16 protein-coding genes are annotated in these 18,668 nt (G+C 30.3%); all 16 read right to left on the bottom strand.

The genetic code is table 11. The features are described 5' to 3' along the window. Positions 1 to 121: 121 nt before the first annotated feature. The 16 genes from I1A51_RS15965 to porW all read right to left on the bottom strand — a co-directional run bounded on the left by I1A51_RS15965 (position 122) and on the right by porW (position 18,647). Complete coding sequence (locus tag I1A51_RS15965; protein ID WP_196895727.1) at positions 122 to 1,945, bottom strand: alkaline phosphatase PhoX; 1,824 nt, start codon at positions 1,943 to 1,945, stop codon at positions 122 to 124. 284 nt (positions 1,946 to 2,229) lie between these two features. After that, the gene (locus I1A51_RS15960; RefSeq protein ID WP_196895725.1) at positions 2,230 to 3,597 is read right to left on the bottom strand and encodes an OmpA family protein; all 1,368 of its coding nucleotides are present in this window, start codon (positions 3,595 to 3,597) and stop codon (positions 2,230 to 2,232) included. 95 nt (positions 3,598 to 3,692) lie between these two features. Next, positions 3,693 to 4,892: a glycine C-acetyltransferase gene (gene kbl, locus I1A51_RS15955; protein ID WP_196895723.1), complete on the bottom strand. Its 1,200-nt coding sequence runs from the start codon at positions 4,890 to 4,892 to the stop codon at positions 3,693 to 3,695. Positions 4,893 to 4,980: 88 nt separating this feature from the next. Continuing rightward, positions 4,981 to 8,250, bottom strand: coding sequence for a UvrD-helicase domain-containing protein (locus I1A51_RS15950; protein WP_196895721.1), 3,270 nt, complete (start codon positions 8,248 to 8,250; stop codon positions 4,981 to 4,983). A gap of 144 nt (positions 8,251 to 8,394) precedes the next feature. Continuing rightward, on the bottom strand, positions 8,395 to 9,111 hold the full coding sequence (locus tag I1A51_RS15945; RefSeq protein WP_196895719.1) for a 3'-5' exonuclease: 717 nt from the start codon (positions 9,109 to 9,111) through the stop codon (positions 8,395 to 8,397). Between the two features lie 66 nt (positions 9,112 to 9,177). Next, positions 9,178 to 10,050, bottom strand: a complete 873-nt coding sequence (locus tag I1A51_RS15940) for a hypothetical protein (protein ID WP_196895717.1) — start codon at positions 10,048 to 10,050, stop codon at positions 9,178 to 9,180. A 105-nt stretch (positions 10,051 to 10,155) separates the two neighbouring features. Further along, positions 10,156 to 11,013, bottom strand: a complete 858-nt coding sequence (gene atpG / locus I1A51_RS15935; protein ID WP_196895715.1) for an ATP synthase F1 subunit gamma — start codon at positions 11,011 to 11,013, stop codon at positions 10,156 to 10,158. 73 nt (positions 11,014 to 11,086) lie between these two features. Continuing rightward, positions 11,087 to 12,664, bottom strand: a complete 1,578-nt coding sequence (gene atpA, locus I1A51_RS15930; protein ID WP_196895713.1) for a F0F1 ATP synthase subunit alpha — start codon at positions 12,662 to 12,664, stop codon at positions 11,087 to 11,089. 51 nt (positions 12,665 to 12,715) lie between these two features. Continuing rightward, positions 12,716 to 13,258 (bottom strand): ATP synthase F1 subunit delta, encoded by a 543-nt coding sequence (gene atpH / locus I1A51_RS15925; protein WP_196895711.1) that lies wholly within the window; start codon positions 13,256 to 13,258, stop codon positions 12,716 to 12,718. Between the two features lie 25 nt (positions 13,259 to 13,283). After that, on the bottom strand, positions 13,284 to 13,775 hold the full coding sequence (locus I1A51_RS15920) for a F0F1 ATP synthase subunit B (protein WP_196895709.1): 492 nt from the start codon (positions 13,773 to 13,775) through the stop codon (positions 13,284 to 13,286). Positions 13,776 to 13,889: 114 nt separating this feature from the next. Further along, positions 13,890 to 14,090 carry an ATP synthase F0 subunit C gene (gene atpE, locus I1A51_RS15915; protein WP_196895707.1) on the bottom strand — a complete coding sequence of 67 codons (201 nt, stop codon included), beginning with the start codon at positions 14,088 to 14,090 and terminating at the stop codon, positions 13,890 to 13,892. A 40-nt stretch (positions 14,091 to 14,130) separates the two neighbouring features. After that, positions 14,131 to 15,300: a F0F1 ATP synthase subunit A gene (atpB, locus tag I1A51_RS15910; protein WP_196895705.1), complete on the bottom strand. Its 1,170-nt coding sequence runs from the start codon at positions 15,298 to 15,300 to the stop codon at positions 14,131 to 14,133. A gap of 73 nt (positions 15,301 to 15,373) precedes the next feature. Beyond that, positions 15,374 to 15,775 carry a hypothetical protein gene (locus I1A51_RS15905; RefSeq protein ID WP_196895703.1) on the bottom strand — a complete coding sequence of 134 codons (402 nt, stop codon included), beginning with the start codon at positions 15,773 to 15,775 and terminating at the stop codon, positions 15,374 to 15,376. A gap of 66 nt (positions 15,776 to 15,841) precedes the next feature. Further along, positions 15,842 to 16,084, bottom strand: a complete 243-nt coding sequence (locus I1A51_RS15900; RefSeq protein ID WP_196895701.1) for an AtpZ/AtpI family protein — start codon at positions 16,082 to 16,084, stop codon at positions 15,842 to 15,844. Beyond that, on the bottom strand, positions 16,053 to 16,460 hold the full coding sequence (locus I1A51_RS15895) for a bactofilin family protein (protein ID WP_196895699.1): 408 nt from the start codon (positions 16,458 to 16,460) through the stop codon (positions 16,053 to 16,055). Before I1A51_RS15895 ends, I1A51_RS15900 begins: the two co-directional genes overlap by 32 nt. A 21-nt stretch (positions 16,461 to 16,481) precedes the next feature. Further along, complete coding sequence (gene porW / locus I1A51_RS15890) at positions 16,482 to 18,647, bottom strand: type IX secretion system periplasmic lipoprotein PorW/SprE (protein ID WP_449500865.1); 2,166 nt, start codon at positions 18,645 to 18,647, stop codon at positions 16,482 to 16,484. Between the last annotated feature and the right edge of the window lie 21 nt (positions 18,648 to 18,668).

Below are 18,668 nucleotides of genomic sequence, written 5' to 3'. Positions count from 1 at the left end.
TAGATGATAAATTGTTTTGTATGAATTGAAGAAGGTGTTTAATAAGGAAAAACCAAGTACTTTGAGTTGAAAAAGTACTTGGCTAAAAATCTCACTACAATAGATATATTAAAAAAATAAACTATTTAATTACTAATTTCTTAGTTTCTTTGTCTTTAGTAACTACGAAATAAACTCCAGGATTTAAGTTACTAACATCAAAAGATTTTCTGTTTCTGTAAACAGCAACTCTTTTTCCAGTTACTTCATATAAAGCAACATCTGTTTTCTTACTTAAATAAACTAATCTTTCTACTGGATTTGGGAAAATCTCAAAAGAATCCGAAGAAGTTGGAACGAAATCTGTCACATCTAAAGCATTTACTAATTCATCTACACCGTGTAAAGCAACAGTTAAAGAATTGTTGTAAGGAGCAGGATTATCTGAGCTCGGATGTTGTGAATTAAACATAATTGTTTTTCCGTCAGGAGTTGGACAAACACCAGTAATTTCAGCTCCAGCAGGAGTTTGAGCGATACGGAACAAATTGTCAATTGTTGGATTTTCAACAGACATATCTAACATATATAATTCACACATTTTGTTAGAAGCATATTCAGCTGGCATTCTTCCGTAAGAAGTTCCATTTAAATCTTCACAAATTAACATATATGTCTTATCTCCAGAATATAATAAATTCAATCCATCAGGATTTGATAAATGTTTTTCAGGATAATCAGCTTCTGCAACATTCTCTTCAGTCATTTCTGGACCAGCAGCTAAATAAACAGAAAATTCATTTGTAGAAGGATCAAATTCTAAAACTCTTCCATAGTAATCTGTATAATTTTCATCAGGAGTTGCCAATCCTTGTGCAGCAGCTCTAGTAACATGATGTGGTGCGAAAACAGCTCCAGCAGCAGCTTCATCAGCCCATTTTTCACCAATATTATCTCTACCTGTTTCAGTTAAATATACTTTACCAGTATTTTTATCAACAGTTACCCATTCGATACGATTATACATTGTTGCATTTGCAGCAATTGCTTCGTCAAAATAGTTTAACATTTTATCAAAATCATCATTATCGATTTCCACCCATTTTTCAGCAGCATCGTGTTTGTAAACATATAAATTTCCTTTTGTAAAATCTCCAGGAGTATCTGCAACGAATTTTGTGAAGAAAGTTGGGTTTGCATCTACGCCTAAATAAACAGTTTGATTATCTGGTGCGATAGCTCCACCTTCAAATCCTTGACGTCCCCAGTTATATTGTTTACGAATTGCTTTTGCATTTCTTGGATCAATCTCCACCATCCAGTTAAAATTCTGATATTTTTCAATTGTTTGAAAATTTGCAAAATCAAAATCTGTGTATTTAATTGTATAATCAGAAATATCTCTTACACCATCTCCTCCATCATTAATAGATTCATTACTTGTTCTGAACCATTCTTCAGCTGTCCAAACTCTACCATCAATTGAAGAATTAATTCCACCACAGTTCATTCCAGTTTCTCCAACTGCACTAAAATCTACATTAAAGAATTTTCCTTCTCTTCCATCTGATAAAGATTGATCTAAAACTTCAAAAGTTCCATCTTCTAATCTTTTAACTAAAAAAGAAGTCATTCCTCCTCCATCACCAATTTTATCATCTTTAGCAATCATTTCATGATTGATAGAAATCCATCCATATGCACCTTCTGGAACACAGTCTTCATCAGTTACTGGCGTAAATCCGATGAAATCATGCCATTGCTTTGCTAAAGTTTCTCCTGATCTTGTTTGAACCATATCTACTCCTCCTGTGAATAAAATTTGAGAAGTTACAGGAGATTCATTCATTATAACCATTTCTGTTGCATCCCAGTCTGGTTGTACTTCTGTTGGGAATTCGCTTTGTGCAAAAGCACCAGTCATCATTAAAAAAGTAGATGTTAAAAATAAAGTAGTTTTTTTCATTGTTTTTGGTTTAGTTATGCTTCAACAACTTTCTTGTTTTCTGCATTACAAACCTATTTGGTGAAATTAAATTAATGTTATCTAAAATGAAAAGTAATTTTTATTTTAAAGTTACCTTTATTAACAAAACATCAATAGAATATTGATTAATTATTTATTATTTAAAATTTATGTTAATAATTAAAAATATTTATCTATAAAACAATTTTTTACTATTTTATTTATAAAAAAATAGAGCTATTCAAATTTGAATAGCTCTATTTAAAAATGTTGTTATTTATATCTTATAGATTGATTACAACAAAATCAACTCTACGGTTATTAGCTCTACCTTTCCAAGTTTTATTTGAATCAATTGGGTTAGTTTCACCTAAACCTTTTACTTCAATTCTTGAAGCATCGATTCCAGCTTTTACTAAGTATTTCTTAACACCTTCAGCTCTCTTCACAGATAACCTTTCGTTTAATTTATCTGAACCAGTGTTATCAGTGTTTCCTTCGATTAAGAATTTAGCATCTTTATTTTCTTTCATTAAAGTAACAATCTCATCTAATTGCTTAGATTTTCTTGGAGTGAAGTAAGAACTTCCTACACCAAACTTGATTGCTTTTGCATTTTCTTTAATTTTTGCTACAGCATCTCTAGTGATTACCGGTTTTGGACATCCACCTTCACCTGCAATTCCAGCTTCGTTTGGACATTTATCATCTTTGTCTAAGATTCCGTCACCATCAGTATCTGGCCAAGGACATCCATTGTTTTCTTTTGGTCCAACTTTGTTAGGACAAGCATCATCTTTATCAGCTACAGAATCTCCATCTGAATCTGGACATCCTCCGTTTTTCTCAGTTCCTTTAGCATTTGGACAAGCATCGTTTTTATCAGCGATTCCGTCGTTATCTGAATCAGGACATCCTCCTAATTCTTTTTCTCCTGCTACATCTGGACAAGCATCTTCAGAATCTTTAACACCATCTCCATCTGAATCTGGACATCCGTTGAATTCTTCTAAACCGAAAGTTTCTGGACATTTATCTTTTTTGTCAACAATACCATCTTTATCAGTATCTTTTGCTCCAAATCTAAATACAACTCCAGCAGAATGTTGGAAGTGTCTAGCAACATCTTCTGGTTTTAAAGTTCTTTTGTACATAGTTTGTACATATAAACCAAACTTTTCAGCAAACCAAATATTAAATCCTGCAGTTCCATTAACAGATGAAGTAGCTTCATCTTCTAAAGAAACATATCCAAGACCTAAACCTAAATAAGGATCAAACCACCCAGTTTCTCCAACTAAATTGTTGATGTCGTATTTAGCTCCAGCATCAAATGCTAAATAAGATAAATCATTATCTAATTTTTCTTCTCCAAATCTATCGATTGTATTTAAAGATAAAGCAGCTTCAACACTAAAACCAGACCCTAAGTAACGAGCTCCTGAAAATCTTAAAGAAGATCCATTAATGTTGTAATTATCAAACTTGAAAAAACTATCAAATCTTCCATTTCCTGTAGATCCAGCTGAGTTAAAGTCAACAGCATTATATCCAATCCCTACTAACCATGGATTGTCAGAATCCTGAGCATGTATCGTATTAACACATGCTAATAATAAAAAGGCTAAAAAAGCCTTTGTAAAATGTCTCATTTCTTCGTGTATTAAAAATTTACTATTTTTTTGCAAAAGTAAATCCTAATTGACTATTTTCAAAGGCTTTTCGTTAATTTCTTATTAACATTTTCTTATTTTTCTAGCACTCCAAGCTTTTTACCCACTTTTATAAAGGCATTTATTGCTTTGTCTAAGTGTTCTTGCTCATGAGCAGCAGATAATTGTACTCTAATTCTAGCTTTTTCTTTAGGAACAACTGGGTAGAAGAACCCAATAACATAAATTCCTTCTTCTAAAAGCATATCTGCCATATCTTGTGATAATTTCGCATCGTATAACATTACTGGAACAATTGCAGAATCTCCTTCTACAATATCAAATCCAGCTTCCGTCATTCCTTTTTTGAAATAGTCTGTATTCCATTCTAATTTATCTCTTAAAGTAGTATCTGAAGAAAGTAGATCAAATACTTTTAAAGAAGCTCCAACAATTGCAGGTGCTAATGAATTCGAGAATAAATATGGCCTAGATCGTTGACGTAAAATATCAATGATTTCTTTCTTTCCTGTAGTATATCCTCCCATTGCTCCTCCAAGTGCTTTTCCTAAAGTTCCTGTTACGATATCTACACGTCCCATTACGTTTTTCAACTCTAATGTTCCTCTTCCTGTTTTTCCGATAAATCCTGCTGCATGACATTCATCTACCATTACAAGCGCATCATATTTATCTGCTAAATCACAAATCTCATCTAATTTTGCAACAATTCCATCCATAGAGAAAACTCCATCAGTTACGATAATTTTAAATCTATGATTTTGCTCATTAGCTTTGATTAATTGCTCTTCTAAACTTTGCATATCATTATTATCATAACGATATCTTGCAGCTTTACAAAGTCTAACTCCATCAATAATTGAAGCGTGATTTAATGAATCTGAAATAATCGCATCTTCTTTTGATAATAATGGCTCAAAAACTCCTCCATTTGCATCAAAAGCTGCTGCATAAAGAATTGTATCTTCTGTTTGGTAAAATTCTGCAATTTTTGCTTCTAAATTCTTATGAATATCTTGAGTTCCACAGATAAAACGTACAGATGACATTCCAAATCCGTGTGTATCCATCGTGTCTTTTGCAGCTTGGATTACTTCCTTATTATTTGATAATCCTAAATAGTTGTTTGCACAAAAGTTAATCACTTCTTCTCCTGTAGAAATCTTGATTACTGCATCCTGAGAAGATGTAATAATTCTTTCTTTTTTATACAAACCTGCATCTTTTATTTCTTGAATCTCTTTTTGTAAAGTTTCTTTGATTTTGCCGTACATATTTTTTTAGTTTTGAGATAAAATTCTTTTTATTAAAAGTTTAATTATCGACTTTGAAAATCTTAATGTTTACAAATGTAATTAATAATTATACTTCTTCCACTACAATCTCTTCATCAATATATACTAAATATTTCTTCGAAACTTTATAATTCATTTTTTCGATAACTTCCGCATATCTTTCTAATTGTTTGTGATATGTAAAAGATGGTTTTCCTGTTTTATAATCAATAATTATTGCTTCATTATTAGGTAAAACAACCATTCTATCTGGAATTAAAATCTCATACGTTTTGATCTTATCTTCATTTAATCCTTTCATTCCAGATTCATATGCAATTTGCTCTTTTGTTTTCGGAACCATAATTTCTCTTTCATTGTAAACTTTAATTCCTTCTTCATAAAAAGCTTGTAAAATCGGATGTTCTACAATTGCAAAAAGTTTTTGTATAATTTCTCCTCGTTGTTCAATTTCTAAAACTCCTTCAAAAACATAAGTATCAACAACAGATTCAATATCTTTTTTAGTGATAATTTTCGAAGCAATTTCATGAATCAAATTTCCATAAGAAATCGCTTCTTCTTGTTCCGTATCCCAAAGTAAAGAAGCACTTGTCACAATCGAAATCTGATGATCTTTCCATGGCGTCGATAAAAATCGCTTTTGTTGTATTGTTTCAATTTCTGATGTTTCTTCTTTTGGTAAATGTTTTCTTTCTTTGGAACCAAATTCATATACATCTTTATTTTCATCCCAAGCATTTTCATCCGTAAACATTTTTAAATAATTAATGAATAAGCCAGAATAGTTATTTAATCGCTCATTTCCTTTCGAATCTAAGTTCTTTTCTGAAATAATATATAATTGCTCCACAGGTCGAGTTAAAGCCACATATAACAGATTAAAATTATCCAACTCCAAATCGTGTTCTCTCTTTGTTGCTAAAATTTCCGCAGCTCCACCAAGCAATTTAAATTTCTCAATATTATAATCAATTTTTAAAGATGGAAATCCTTGGTAAATTTCTGGATCTAGAGGATACCAAAACTTTCTAGTTATTTCGCCATAAATATGTAAATCATAAGGAAAAATTACCACTGGAAATTCCAATCCTTTTGACTTGTGAATTGTCATGATTCGAACAGCATCTTGTCCCTCTGGCGAAATAATCGTTTTCTTATCTTTCTGTTGTTCCCAAAAAGACAAAAATCCCAACAAACTGTTTCCTTTCGAATCTTGATATTCCATCACTAAATCCAAGAAAAACTGTAAATACGCATCTGTTTCTTGTGTTAATTTAAAATCTCGAATGATTTGTTCTACTCCATTTATCAAAGGTTTTTGAAGAAAATCAGCATAATCAAATACAATAGAAAATTCGGCTAATTTTTCAAAAAACTCATTATTATTTAAATGAATAAATTCTGCTAAAAAATGATGCTCTTCTTCTTGAATTTCTAAATGTTTATACAAGAAATATAATGCATCAATTTTCACTTGTTTATCTAAATCAAAATGAATAAACTTCAAAAGATTGATGATAAATTGTACTTTCTCCGAATTATTGATTAAAAGTGTTTCAGAAGAAACAATATCAATATTATTTTCACTTAAATATTTTGCAACAGCTCTTGCATCTTTTGTTTTTCGAGTTAAAATACAAATGTCTTTTCGTTGAAAAGCCGAATCCATATTCTGAATTATCTCTAAAACTTTTTTCGGATACACCAATTCTTTTTCTTCTGCATCCAAATTTTTCTTATCTACAAAAGAAATTTCTACATAACCTTCTTTATTCGAATTAATGTTTTGTTGATTTCCTTCTACATATAAATTTTGATAAGATTCATTATTTAAAAATTTAGAAATATGTGTAAAAAAGTCATTAGTGAAGTCAACAATCGCAGAGTGACTGCGGAAGTTTGTTGTCAAGTTCTCCAAAGATTTCTCAATATAAAATGGATTTTCTTCCGTTTCAACTTCTAAATATTCCTCATCTTCAAACTCAGAAAGTTTAATAAATTGTTCTGCTTTTCCACCTCTAAAACTATAAATTGCTTGTTTCGCATCACCAACCAATAACAAAAAACCTTTTGTTTTATCATCGTATTCACTATGCAAAGCATTTCCAATTAAAGGAATTAAATTTTCCCATTGCAAAACAGAAGTATCTTGCATTTCATCAATAAAATAATCCGAATATCGTTGTCCAATTCTTTCATAAATAAAAGGAACAGGTTGTTTGCGAATTTCATCATTAATGATTTTATTAAATTCAGCATTTAAACGAATATTATTTTCTTCTTTTAATTGCTCTAATTCATGTCGAACAGCATTTAAAACAGACATCGGAACAATGCTATTTAAATATCTTTTATTCAAATAATAATATTTCCCATATCGCATGGAATCTTCAAAAAGCTCTTTTAATTTTGGAGCTATTGCATCAATACTTTGTTTAACATTCGCTGGTTTCGATTTTGCGTAAAGTGTATTATTTTCAAAATGTTTAAAAGCAGTTACATCTGGAAGAAAATCGTTGTCTTTAAAAGCATCTCGAAGTTTTTCAAAATATTTTGGAATCACAGAACGATTAAAATCTTTTATTTCAATTCCATTCGATTCTATCAAATCCAAAGCTTCTTTTCCTATTTTTTGCGCTTGTTCTTCAATAATTTCATTTTGAGATTGAATAAATTTTCGAAGCTTTTTATAATCTTGAATTGATTTATCTTTTACTTTTTCCAATTCTCGAATATCATCTTCATTCAATAAAGTTCTTGCAAATTCTTTCAATTCTTTAGAAATATCCCAAGATTTATCTTCTTCTGATTTTTGAAGTGAAAACTGCAAAAGTAAATCTGTAACTTCTTTGTCTTTTCCAATTTTTGCAATTAAAATATCGACAGCTTCTTCAATTAATTTTCCACCATCCATTTCTACTTCAAAATTCAAAGACAAACCTAAATCTTTTGAAAAACTTCGAATAATTCGATGTGTCAAACTATCAATTGTCGTTACACTAAAAGCTGCATAATTATGTAGGATATTTTCCAAAACAGTTTTTGCGCGATTGCAAATCAACTCTTTTGAAATTGGCTTTTTTTCACTGATAATTTGAAATACATGATCCAACATATCATTCTCTTTTTTATCAGCAAAAAGTTTTAGATAATGAATGATTCTTTCTTTCATTTCTCCTGCAGCTTTATTCGTAAACGTAATTGCCAAAATTCGTTTATAACGCATTAAATCATTCGTCGAAAGCAGTAATACCAAGGTTTCTTTCACCAACGTAAACGTTTTTCCACTTCCAGCAGATGCATTATAAACTATAAAAGTTGATTTTTCAGACATGTTTTGTTATCAGTTTTTCTATTTGATAATTTATAAGAAAGTTATCTAATTTATTTGGAAAGCAAAAAAGTTCAAATCGAAATTTAATCCATAAAAAAAGTTTAACCGAAGTTAAACTTTCATTTTTTCGCTTGAGCAAATATATTAAGTTATGATTATTTCATGCTCTTCTAACAGTGGTAAATTCTGGAAACGTAACAAAAGTTGCGCAACAGTAATTGTGTCTTTTTCGCAATAAGTAATTATTCTATCAATATCTTTTTCTTTATAAAAAACTTCTGCAACCTGACTTCCATCAATGTCATCTTTCGGTGAAGGAATATTTAAAATAGTTGTCAAAAGTTTTAAAGAAGTATAATGTTTAAAATCTCCAAATTTCCACATTTCCATAGTATCAATATGTGGAATTTCCCAAGGTTTTTTTCCGAATAAATTTAATTTTTGAGGTAAAGAAATTCCATTAATTACCATTCGTCTTGCGATATAAGGAAAATCAAATTCTTTTCCATTATGTGCGCAAAGCAAATATTTTGAATGTGCAAAATAACTTTCCAGAAGATTTTTAAATTCATTTAAAAGTTGTCCTTCTTCTCCAAAAAACGATTTTACTCTAAAATTTCTATCTCCTTCTTTCTGTTTGAAAAAACCAACAGAAATACATACAATTTTTCCAAATTCTGCCCAAATTCCAGCTTTATGATAAAACTCTTCTGGAGTTTCTTCATCTTTTCTTTGGTATTTCGTCTTATCAGCAAAAAGTTGTTTTTTAATATCAGAAAGTTCTTCAAAAGTTTCAGTTTCAGGAACTGTTTCAATGTCTAAAAATAAAATATTCTCGAAGTGAATTTTTGGTTGTTGCATTAGCTCTTTTTTTTTAGTTTTTAATTTTACTTTTTCTTTTCAATGAACTCAAATATACGGAGAATTTTAAGGATTATTTGACTTATTATAAAAATCTATTATTTCGTTTTTTTCTTCTGAAAATATAAAACCATTTTGTTTTGAATCTCTTACTTTATAAATAAATATTCCTTCTTTTAATTTCTTTTGATTATAAATATTTATAGAATTATAATAGAAAGGAAAATCTGAAAGATTTTTATATAAATCTAACTCTATTTTTTTCTTCATTGTAGTTTTTGAATTAAAATAAATAAAAGTAGATTTTGTATCAAAAACCATGATTCCATTATATAAAGTCAATAAATATTCAAGAGAATTTGTTTGAAAAGTTATTTTTTGATTTGTAAAATGATACGTTTTATTCTCGAAATATGCTTGAATTCCGTTTTTATTTAAAAAGAATATTTGTTCTCTTCGCAACTTTTCAATCTCTTTAGATTCTTCTGATTTTTTAATTTTAAACATTAATTCATCAGCTAATTCTGAATATTTAATAATTATTCTTTTTTCCTGTTTAAAATCATTTTTCATTGCAAATTCTAAAAGTTTCAATGTTTCCCAAATATTGATTTTTTTAAAATTATAATCGTTAAAAGTAATTCCAAAAACTTTCCCATGAGCTTTATTATCCTTTTTAATTTCAGAAAACCGAGATTTATAAGTAGAAGTTTTATGTTTAAAAAATAATAGAATTGGGTCTTTATAAGAAACTTTTTCGGCAAGCTTTGCTGTTAATTGTGTTAAAATATCAAAGTCATTTATATTTCCATCATTGTTACATGCTGTAATATAAGTTCCCGAAACATTTCCATATTGAAAATTTCTTACTACATTTTTATGTACAGAGAATGATTTGAAAGAAATTACAAAACAAATTAAAAGTATAGATTTTTTCATAGCATTTTTCTAATTAATAATTATATATAAAAACAAAAAACCCACAGAAATATTCTGTGGGTTTTTTAATATTTTGAAATTGTATTTTACAACAATTCTGTATTCTTAGTTATTTAAAGCTTCCGCTCCACCAACGATCTCTAAGATTTCGTTTGTAATTGCAGCCTGACGAGCTTTGTTATAAGTTAATAATAACTCATTTTTCAGTTCAGTTGCGTTATCTGTTGCTTTATGCATTGCAGTCATACGAGCACCATGTTCCGCAGCGAATGAATCTCTTATAGCTTTTAATAATTGTGTTTTTAACGATTTAGGAACTAAGTCTAAAACGATTTCATTTTTAGATGGTTCAAAGATATAATCTAAAACAACATTAGAATCTTTCTCCACTGGTTTGATTGGTAAAAATTGTTCTACAGTAGCAATTTGCGTGGCAGCATTCTTAAATCTATTGTAAACAATTTCTATTTTATCGTAACTACCATCAGCGAATAAATTCATTAATTTTTCCGCAATTACAGAAACATTATCATAAGTAATATCATCAAAAATCTCATTGTTATTTTCGATAGTATTAAATTCTTTTGATAAAAGATCGTTTCCTTTTTTTCCAATAGTTAAAATATCAATTTCTTTTCCTGAATATTGTGTAGCAACTCTCTTCGTCTCTTTGATAATAGAAGAATTGAATCCACCACATAAACCTCTGTTAGAAGTAATAGGAACAAGTAATACTTTAGATACTTCTCTTTGCTCAGAATACACACCACCAGCATTATCATCTAGTGTTGCGCTTAAACTTTGTAAAAGTTCAGTTAACTTATCAGCATAAGGGCGCATTTCTGTGATTGCATCTTGAGCTTTTTTCAACTTTGCAGCAGATACCATTTTCATGGCACTAGTAATTTGCATAGTTGAACTAATAGATGTGATTCTGTTACGTATTTCTTTTAAGTTTGCCATAAGTATAGAGTTATTTAGTATTGAGTATTCAGTAGTAAGGAATGAACCTTACTACTCAATACTAAAAGCTTTATTAAGCATATTTTGCTGATAATTCTTTTGCTACATTAGCTAATACAGTAGTTACTTCGTCTGTTAATTTTCCAGCCTTTAAAGTATCTAATGCATCTCTGTGTTTTGCGTTTAAGTACTCGATGTAATCTCTTTCGAATTCTTTAACTTTATTTACAGGAACATCTTTTAATAAGTTCTTAGAACCTGCGTAAATGATAGCAACCTGATCTTCCACAGTAAATGGATCGTTTTGAGCTTGCTTTAAGATCTCCACGTTTCTCTTACCTTTTTCAATCACGTTCATTGTTGCAGCATCTAAGTCAGATCCAAATTTCGCGAATGCTTCTAATTCACGGAATTGAGCTTGATCTAATTTTAATGTTCCAGATACTTTCTTCATTGATTTAATCTGTGCAGAACCTCCTACACGAGATACTGAAATACCTACGTTAATCGCTGGACGAACTCCTGAGTTGAATAAATCAGACTCTAAGAAAATCTGTCCATCAGTAATAGAAATTACGTTTGTAGGAATATATGCAGAAACGTCTCCCGCTTGTGTTTCAATAATTGGTAATGCAGTAAGAGATCCTCCTCCTTTAACTTTACCTTTTAATGAATCTGGTACATCATTCATTTGAGCAGCAATTTTATCATCGTTGATAACTTTTGCAGCACGCTCTAATAAACGAGAGTGTAAGTAGAATACGTCTCCAGGATAAGCCTCACGACCTGGTGGTCTTCTTAATAAAAGAGATACCTCACGGTAAGCTACGGCTTGTTTAGATAAATCATCATAAACGATTAATGCAGGACGTCCTGTATCACGGAAATATTCTCCGATTGCAGCACCTGCGAATGGAGCATATACTTGCATTGGAGCTGGATCAGATGCGTTTGCAGCAACAACTGTTGTATAAGCTAAAGCACCTTTTTCTTCTAATAAACTAACGATTCCCGCTACTGTTGAAGCTTTTTGTCCAATTGCAACATAAATACAATATACTGGGTTACCAGCATCGTAAAATTCTTTTTGATTTAAGATTGTATCAATTGCTACAGTTGATTTACCTGTTTGACGGTCACCAATGATTAACTCACGTTGTCCTCTTCCTACAGGAATCATAGCATCTACTGATTTGATACCAGTTTGTAATGGTTCAGTTACAGGCTCACGGAAAACTACTCCTGGAGCTTTACGCTCAAGTGGCATTTCGTAAGTTTCACCTGCGATTGGTCCTTTACCATCGATTGGATTTCCTAATGTATCAACAACACGTCCAACAATTCCTTCTCCTACGTTTAAAGATGCAATTGTATTTGTACGTTTTACTGTTGATCCTTCTTTTACTTCTTTAGAGTCTCCTAATAATACAACCCCAACATTATCTTCTTCTAGGTTTAGTACAATTCCTTGTAATCCTGATCCGAAATCTACTAACTCACCATATTGTACATTTGATAAACCATATACACGTGCAATACCATCTCCTACTTGTAGTACTGTTCCTACTTCATCAAGCGATGCATTTGCCTCGAAACCTGATAATTGTTGTTTCAAAATTGCTGATATCTCAGCTGGATTTATTGCTGCCATTTTATTTGTTTTTAAAAACTAAAAAATTTTGCTATTAAAATAGTATTACACTTATGCTGTGTAACGATTATTTTCAAATTTTACTTTTAATGCCTTTAATTTACTAGCTACACTTGCATCGAATTGAACATCTCCAACTCTTAAAATGAATCCTCCAATTACTTCAGGATCAATAATGCTTTCTAATGTAGCGTCATTTCCAGTGATTTCTTTAACTTTTGCTAAAATTTGCGCTTCTAACTCAGCTGTTAAGGCTACTGCTGTAGTTACTGTTGCAACTTGTTTTCCTGCTAAAGTATCTGCTAAAGAAATGTATCTTTCTGCAATTACATCAAGAATATCAATTCTTTTATTAGTGATTAATAATTGCATTAAGTCCATAGACACTGCATTCACTTTTCCACCAAAAATAGATTCTAAAGCACCCTTTTTTACATCAGAATGTAATAATGGACTTTTTAAAAGTGTTTGCAAATCTTGACTTTCTCTGATAGTTTCCACTATCATGTTCATATCGTTATACACATCTGAAGCAACGTTCTTTTCTGTTGCTACATCTGCAATTGCTTTTGCATATCTAAGTGCTACTCTCATACTGCTCTACTCTTTTTTGGTTAGATTAGTTTAAAGTAACGTCTTTCACTAAAGAATTTACTAATTCTAATTGTTTCTTATCATCAGATAATTCTGACTTTACAACTTTCTCAGCGATTTCTAATGAAATTTCAGCAACTTGACCTTTTAAATCAGCAATAGCAGCATTTTTCTCATTCTGAATAGCAACTTGTGCTTGCTCTATTAATTTAGATGCTTCAGTTTGTGCTTGCTCTTTTGCCTCATTAATCATGTTATCTTTCATTTCACGCGCCTCTTTTAACATTGCATCTCTTTCAGCTCTTGCTTCGTTTAAGATACGCTCGTTATCAGCTTTTAAATTAGCCATTTCTTTACGAGCTTCCTCAGCAGCTGCTAAAGCATTGTTGATTGAGTCTTCTCTGTTTTTAACAGCAGTCAAAATCGGTTTCCAAGCTACTTTCTTTAAGATGAAAAAGAAAACAACGAAGATAATTGTTGTCCAAAAAACTAAACTTTCAGGTGCGATAAGATTCATAACTGTATATTTAAGTATCTATTTTTTAATGTTTTTCTTTGTTTAATTCTTTTGAAAGGAGCACTGCAACCAACCGTTGCAGTGTGTTCCTTTACTTTTTTGTTTTTTCAAAAATTACTTTGCAATTAAAGCAACTACTACTGCGAATAAAGCAACCCCCTCAATTAAGGCAGCAGCAATAATCATTGCAGTTTGAATTTTTGAAGCAGCTTCTGGTTGACGTGCAATAGCGTCCATTGCAGATCCACCAATTTTACCAATACCTAATCCTGCAGCTAATGCAGCGATTCCAGCACCAATTCCAGCTAAAACCATAATATTAAAATTTATAATTAATAATTAAACAAATTCTTTTTTAGTGATGGTCATCTACAGCTTGACCAATAAATAATGCTGATAAAAGTGTAAATACATACGCTTGTAATGCAGCAACTAATAGCTCTAAGAAACTCATGAAGATTACGAACGCTCCAGAAACTGGTGCGATAAATACTGTCTTAAAGATGAAAATTAAAGCTACTAATGATAATATGATAATGTGTCCCGCAGCAATATTCGCGAATAAACGAATCATAAGTGCGAAAGGTTTTGTAAACATTCCAATAATCTCAACAGGAATCATTAAGATCCATAATGGCCATGGTACTGGTGGAGCAAAAATGTGTCCCCAATAGTTTTTATTTCCATTAAATGAAGTGATTAAAAATGTAATAAATGCTAAAGTAAATGTAAACGCTAAGTTTCCTGTAAGGTTTGAACTAAATGGGAAGAATGGAATCAATCCAATTAAGTTATTAATCCAAATAAAGAAAAATATTGTTAATAAATAAGGCATAAACTTCGCATATTTCTTAGCTCCAATGTTTGGAATAGCAATATCGTCACGAACGAAAATTACTAAAGGTTCCATTAATCCAGCGATTCCTTTTGGTGCCATTTTATTTTTCTTGTATGATCTTCCAACCTTAGCAAAAATTAAGTATAAGAAGATAACTGAAAGAATCATTGAGAATGCATTCTTTGTTAAAGAAAAGTTTAAAGGTCGAACGTTAAAGTCGAACGCTGATGCTAAATCTTTTAATTCCTCTGGGTGAATTTCAGCTACTTTATCAGCATAATAAATGTTTCCATTTACTAATTCGAACTTCATTCCATTTTTTTCTACAATCTTTCTGTGGTGGTCAGTTCTTGTGAACTCACTAGCTTTTTTATCTCTGTAAGCTCCATGTCCGAACTCAGACGACATAAAAGTTACTAATCCTTTCTCTGTCCATAAAATTACAGGTAATGGTAGAGAAATTGCGTGCCCACCCCAATCAGCGATGTGAAACTCGTGTGCGTCTGCAATATGATCATTAATAAATTCACTAGGATTAAATGCTTCTTCTTCGTGGTGAGAAGATTGATCATGTCCGTGAGAAGATTCTTCACCATGATGTCCTTGTGCAAATAAAGATCCTACTAATGAAACGGATAGCAACATTGATAGGATAAATGTCTTGATAGATTTCTTTGCTATAATCATTTTTTAGATAGTAAAAAATTATGCCTTTAAAATTCCGTGCAAAGCTACATAATAAATTGGAAAATCAAACTATTTAGTCAGCTTTATTTTCAGTTGAGTTCAACAACTTTATTGTAAATAGCATTTCATACAATAAAAACATAAAGAATGGAATAAAGAATTGGAATACATCTGGGATATAATTTTCTTTACCACTTTGTATCAGAGGTATTAAAAACACTATAGATGCAAACATTTTTAGCACGCTCATTGCTAAATATCCTAGCCCTGCTTTCTCTGGTAAAATTTTATGAATTGCTACCATTCCAACACAAATTAATCCTGTAACAATTGTATGAAAAATATAAATGGTTATTGTTGAATAAAACATTTCATCTTCCAATTTTAATGATTTTACTAAGAAAAATTGAGCTATAAATAGTAAAATTGCAAATGGTAAATATGTTTTTAACAGATGTATGTATGGCGATTTCATCAGATATTTATTTTAAAATCGGCACAAAACTACAATTAAGAATCTGAATTTTGGAATTTTGAGAAGTTAATTTTCGTCTTTTTTATTTTTTTTATTGATTTGTAGTACTTGTCTTACAACATTATAGATTGCTGCAAATACAGCAAGAAGTGAGAAAATTACGGTATAAATTTGGTAGGGATTTGGGTATTTTTTATCAAGCCATTGCCCAAAAATGGCTCCTACAGCAATGGTAACTCCCATTTGAAGCCCCATTGCTGAAAAGCGAATATAATTATTAAGCTGTTTTTTCTTTTTTGACATTTCCATTGTGTAATCCTTTTACACCATCTGACATATCAATATTACCAGTTATAACGGCATTAATTTCTGCAGTAATTTTAGCTGTGAATATTTCTCCAGAAACTTTTGCTGTTGATTTTAATGATAATAATTGATGAACTTTTAAATTTCCAATAAATGTTCCTTCAATATCTGCATTTGCACAAGTAATCGTTCCTTCTACTTTCCCATCTTTTCCTATAACTACTCTTCCTGAGGTTGTAATATTTCCTTCTACAAAACCATCAATTCGAAAATCTCCTTCCGAAGAAATATCTCCTGTTATAGAAGTACTTTTTGCAATTGTATTTCTCTCTAAAGTTTGAGGGGTCGTTGTTTCTTTTACTTTTTTATCACTAAACATTTTCTTGTGTTTTAAAAATAATTATTTTTTATCCTTTAGAATTTTCATCACTTCGGAAGCTTTTTGTCCTTCTTCTGTATTAGGATAATTCAAAGCTACAAACTCTAAAGCTTTTATAAAATCTTTTTTACCTTGTTTTTTTCCAATTGCATATGCTTTTAATAACTCAAACTTTGGAATTAAAGGCATATCTGCAAATTGTCCGATAGCACTATTACAATCTGAAATTGTTTCTTTATAAAGTTTACTTTTATACTTGACAAAAACTCTTTTGTATACATTTTCAGGTGATGATTCATCATCTTCTCTTGCTAGTAATTGCTCTGGATTTGTAATAATTAATGCGTATCTAGAATCTGGATAATGCTCAACAATATCTTTCTTATATTTTTCAGCATTTTCCTCATCATTTAATAATAAATATGTTTTGTATAGATTATATTTTGCTGGCAATTCTAACATTTGCTTTGGTTTATAATCTAATAATTTTTCAAGCTTATTAACTGTTTGTGGATATTTTCTAAAGTTTTCTTTATAAATTAATCCTAAATTATAGTAAGCATCATCTCTAAGTTCTTTAATAGAATCTAATTCTGATTGGAAAACTGGAACTTGAAATACATAAAAGTTCACATCATATTTAGAAAATCCTTTCTTTTTTTCATCTAATTCAGCATTTAAACCAGCTTCTGTTTCTTCTACTTCTACTTGCTTAATTATGCTTTTATCTGAAAGTCTCCAATTGTCCTCCAATGGACGATTTCCCCATGACTTCTTAAACTCTTGTTTTCCAAATCCAACTGTTTGTGCATTGTAAAAATACCATTTTCCACCTTTATTTTTTGCACCTATACCATTAGAGTTAGAACTTCCAAAAGCATATAAATTTGCATTTAATTGTTTTTGTTTTTCTTCTTCCTCTTTTTTCTTTAATTCATCAATATATTTTTGATAATATTTTTGTTGTTCAATCGGCGTAAGTCCTGCAACATATAAAATACTATCATTTCTATGTGCAATTTCTTCGTATTTAATTACATTATCTAAATTTTTACGCTCTCTTTTAACACGACGAACTCGCTTTGATTTTGGATGTTTCGTAATATCTAAAACACTATCATAATAAGCTCCCGAAAGCATATATTTTGATTCATCAAAATAAATATCTCCAAGCTTTTCATATGTTAATTCCTTTTGAAATGGTGTTGAAACTTTTGTTCTCAATGATTTTTTAAAGTTCATTGCAGCAATAGAATCTTTATCTTTTAATCGGAAAACATTTCCTAAATGATAATAAATTTGCTCTAAATATGGACGATTATCTCTGTTTCTGATTAATTTATTTAATTTCTTTTCTACAGCAGCTAAATTTGACTTTTCATTAATATTTTTCACTTTTTCAAGCTCAGCATTAATCTTATATTTATAAGGAATATTCTTCATTTTAGCGACTCTATAAAATGCAAAATTTGAAGAATCCACTTTTTCTTCATTTCTGTATAATTGTCCTAAAATAAATAAATTTCTTGCTGTTTGTGCTTTATTTTCTGAAGTTCTAGTTGCACTTTTTAAATAATCAATTGTATGTTGTACACTATCCAAACTATAATAAGCCATTGCTAAAGCTGTATTTGCTTTTTCACGAATTGCATTTGGAAGTTTTCTTCTTTTTAGAAGTTTTTTTAATTCTTCAATTGCTTGTTCTTGATTTCGAAGTCTAATTTCCGTTTTTGCTTTCCAATAAATGGTTTCATTTATCAAACTTGCATCAGGATATTTTTGAATAATATAGTTGAAAGCCTCTAAAGCTGGAACAAATCTTTGTGAATAATATCTCGATTGTCCTAATAAAAAGAAAGCTTCATCAATTTGTGAGTTTCTTTCTTTTCCTCCAATATTCATTGAATGTTTTTGAACTGCTTTTACTGCTTTTTCTTCAGCTCTTTCGAAAGATTTTGAAGTATTTTTTTGTTCTTCACCAATTGTTGGCATCAATTGCTCTTCAATAGTAATTGGCTCAATAGGCAAAATTTCCCAAAAATTATCAGAATAATTTTGTTCTAATTCCTTCACTCCATCTTCAAATGCTAATCGACCATTATACATCACATTGTATTTGGTTGTCAAACCATGATACTGTCTGTTAATGAATTTGTTTTTCCTTGTAGAACAACCTATAACGGTCAATAACCCAACTAGTCCAAAATA

The sequence above is a fragment of the Aureivirga marina genome, from assembly GCF_015767265.1.
Classification (GTDB): domain Bacteria; phylum Bacteroidota; class Bacteroidia; order Flavobacteriales; family Flavobacteriaceae; genus Aureivirga; species Aureivirga marina.
The sequence above is the reverse complement of the archived record's forward strand: the minus strand, read 5'-3'. Positions and strand labels throughout refer to the sequence as shown.

Bases quoted from the DNA above. Each gene is read 5' to 3' on its own strand.
- I1A51_RS15965 (WP_196895727.1), bottom strand. From the start codon at position 1,945: ATGAAAAAAACTACTTTATTTTTAACATCTACTTTTTTAATGATGACT.
- I1A51_RS15960 (WP_196895725.1), bottom strand. From the start codon at position 3,597: ATGAGACATTTTACAAAGGCTTTTTTAGCCTTTTTATTATTAGCATGT.
- kbl (WP_196895723.1), bottom strand. From the start codon at position 4,892: ATGTACGGCAAAATCAAAGAAACTTTACAAAAAGAGATTCAAGAAATA.
- I1A51_RS15950 (WP_196895721.1), bottom strand. From the start codon at position 8,250: ATGTCTGAAAAATCAACTTTTATAGTTTATAATGCATCTGCTGGAAGT.
- I1A51_RS15945 (WP_196895719.1), bottom strand. From the start codon at position 9,111: ATGCAACAACCAAAAATTCACTTCGAGAATATTTTATTTTTAGACATT.
- I1A51_RS15940 (WP_196895717.1), bottom strand. From the start codon at position 10,050: ATGAAAAAATCTATACTTTTAATTTGTTTTGTAATTTCTTTCAAATCA.
- atpG (WP_196895715.1), bottom strand. From the start codon at position 11,013: ATGGCAAACTTAAAAGAAATACGTAACAGAATCACATCTATTAGTTCA.
- atpA (WP_196895713.1), bottom strand. From the start codon at position 12,664: ATGGCAGCAATAAATCCAGCTGAGATATCAGCAATTTTGAAACAACAA.
- atpH (WP_196895711.1), bottom strand. From the start codon at position 13,258: ATGAGAGTAGCACTTAGATATGCAAAAGCAATTGCAGATGTAGCAACA.
- I1A51_RS15920 (WP_196895709.1), bottom strand. From the start codon at position 13,775: ATGAATCTTATCGCACCTGAAAGTTTAGTTTTTTGGACAACAATTATC.
- atpE (WP_196895707.1), bottom strand. From the start codon at position 14,090: ATGGTTTTAGCTGGAATTGGTGCTGGAATCGCTGCATTAGCTGCAGGA.
- atpB (WP_196895705.1), bottom strand. From the start codon at position 15,300: ATGATTATAGCAAAGAAATCTATCAAGACATTTATCCTATCAATGTTG.
- I1A51_RS15905 (WP_196895703.1), bottom strand. From the start codon at position 15,775: ATGAAATCGCCATACATACATCTGTTAAAAACATATTTACCATTTGCA.
- I1A51_RS15900 (WP_196895701.1), bottom strand. From the start codon at position 16,084: ATGGAAATGTCAAAAAAGAAAAAACAGCTTAATAATTATATTCGCTTT.
- I1A51_RS15895 (WP_196895699.1), bottom strand. From the start codon at position 16,460: ATGTTTAGTGATAAAAAAGTAAAAGAAACAACGACCCCTCAAACTTTA.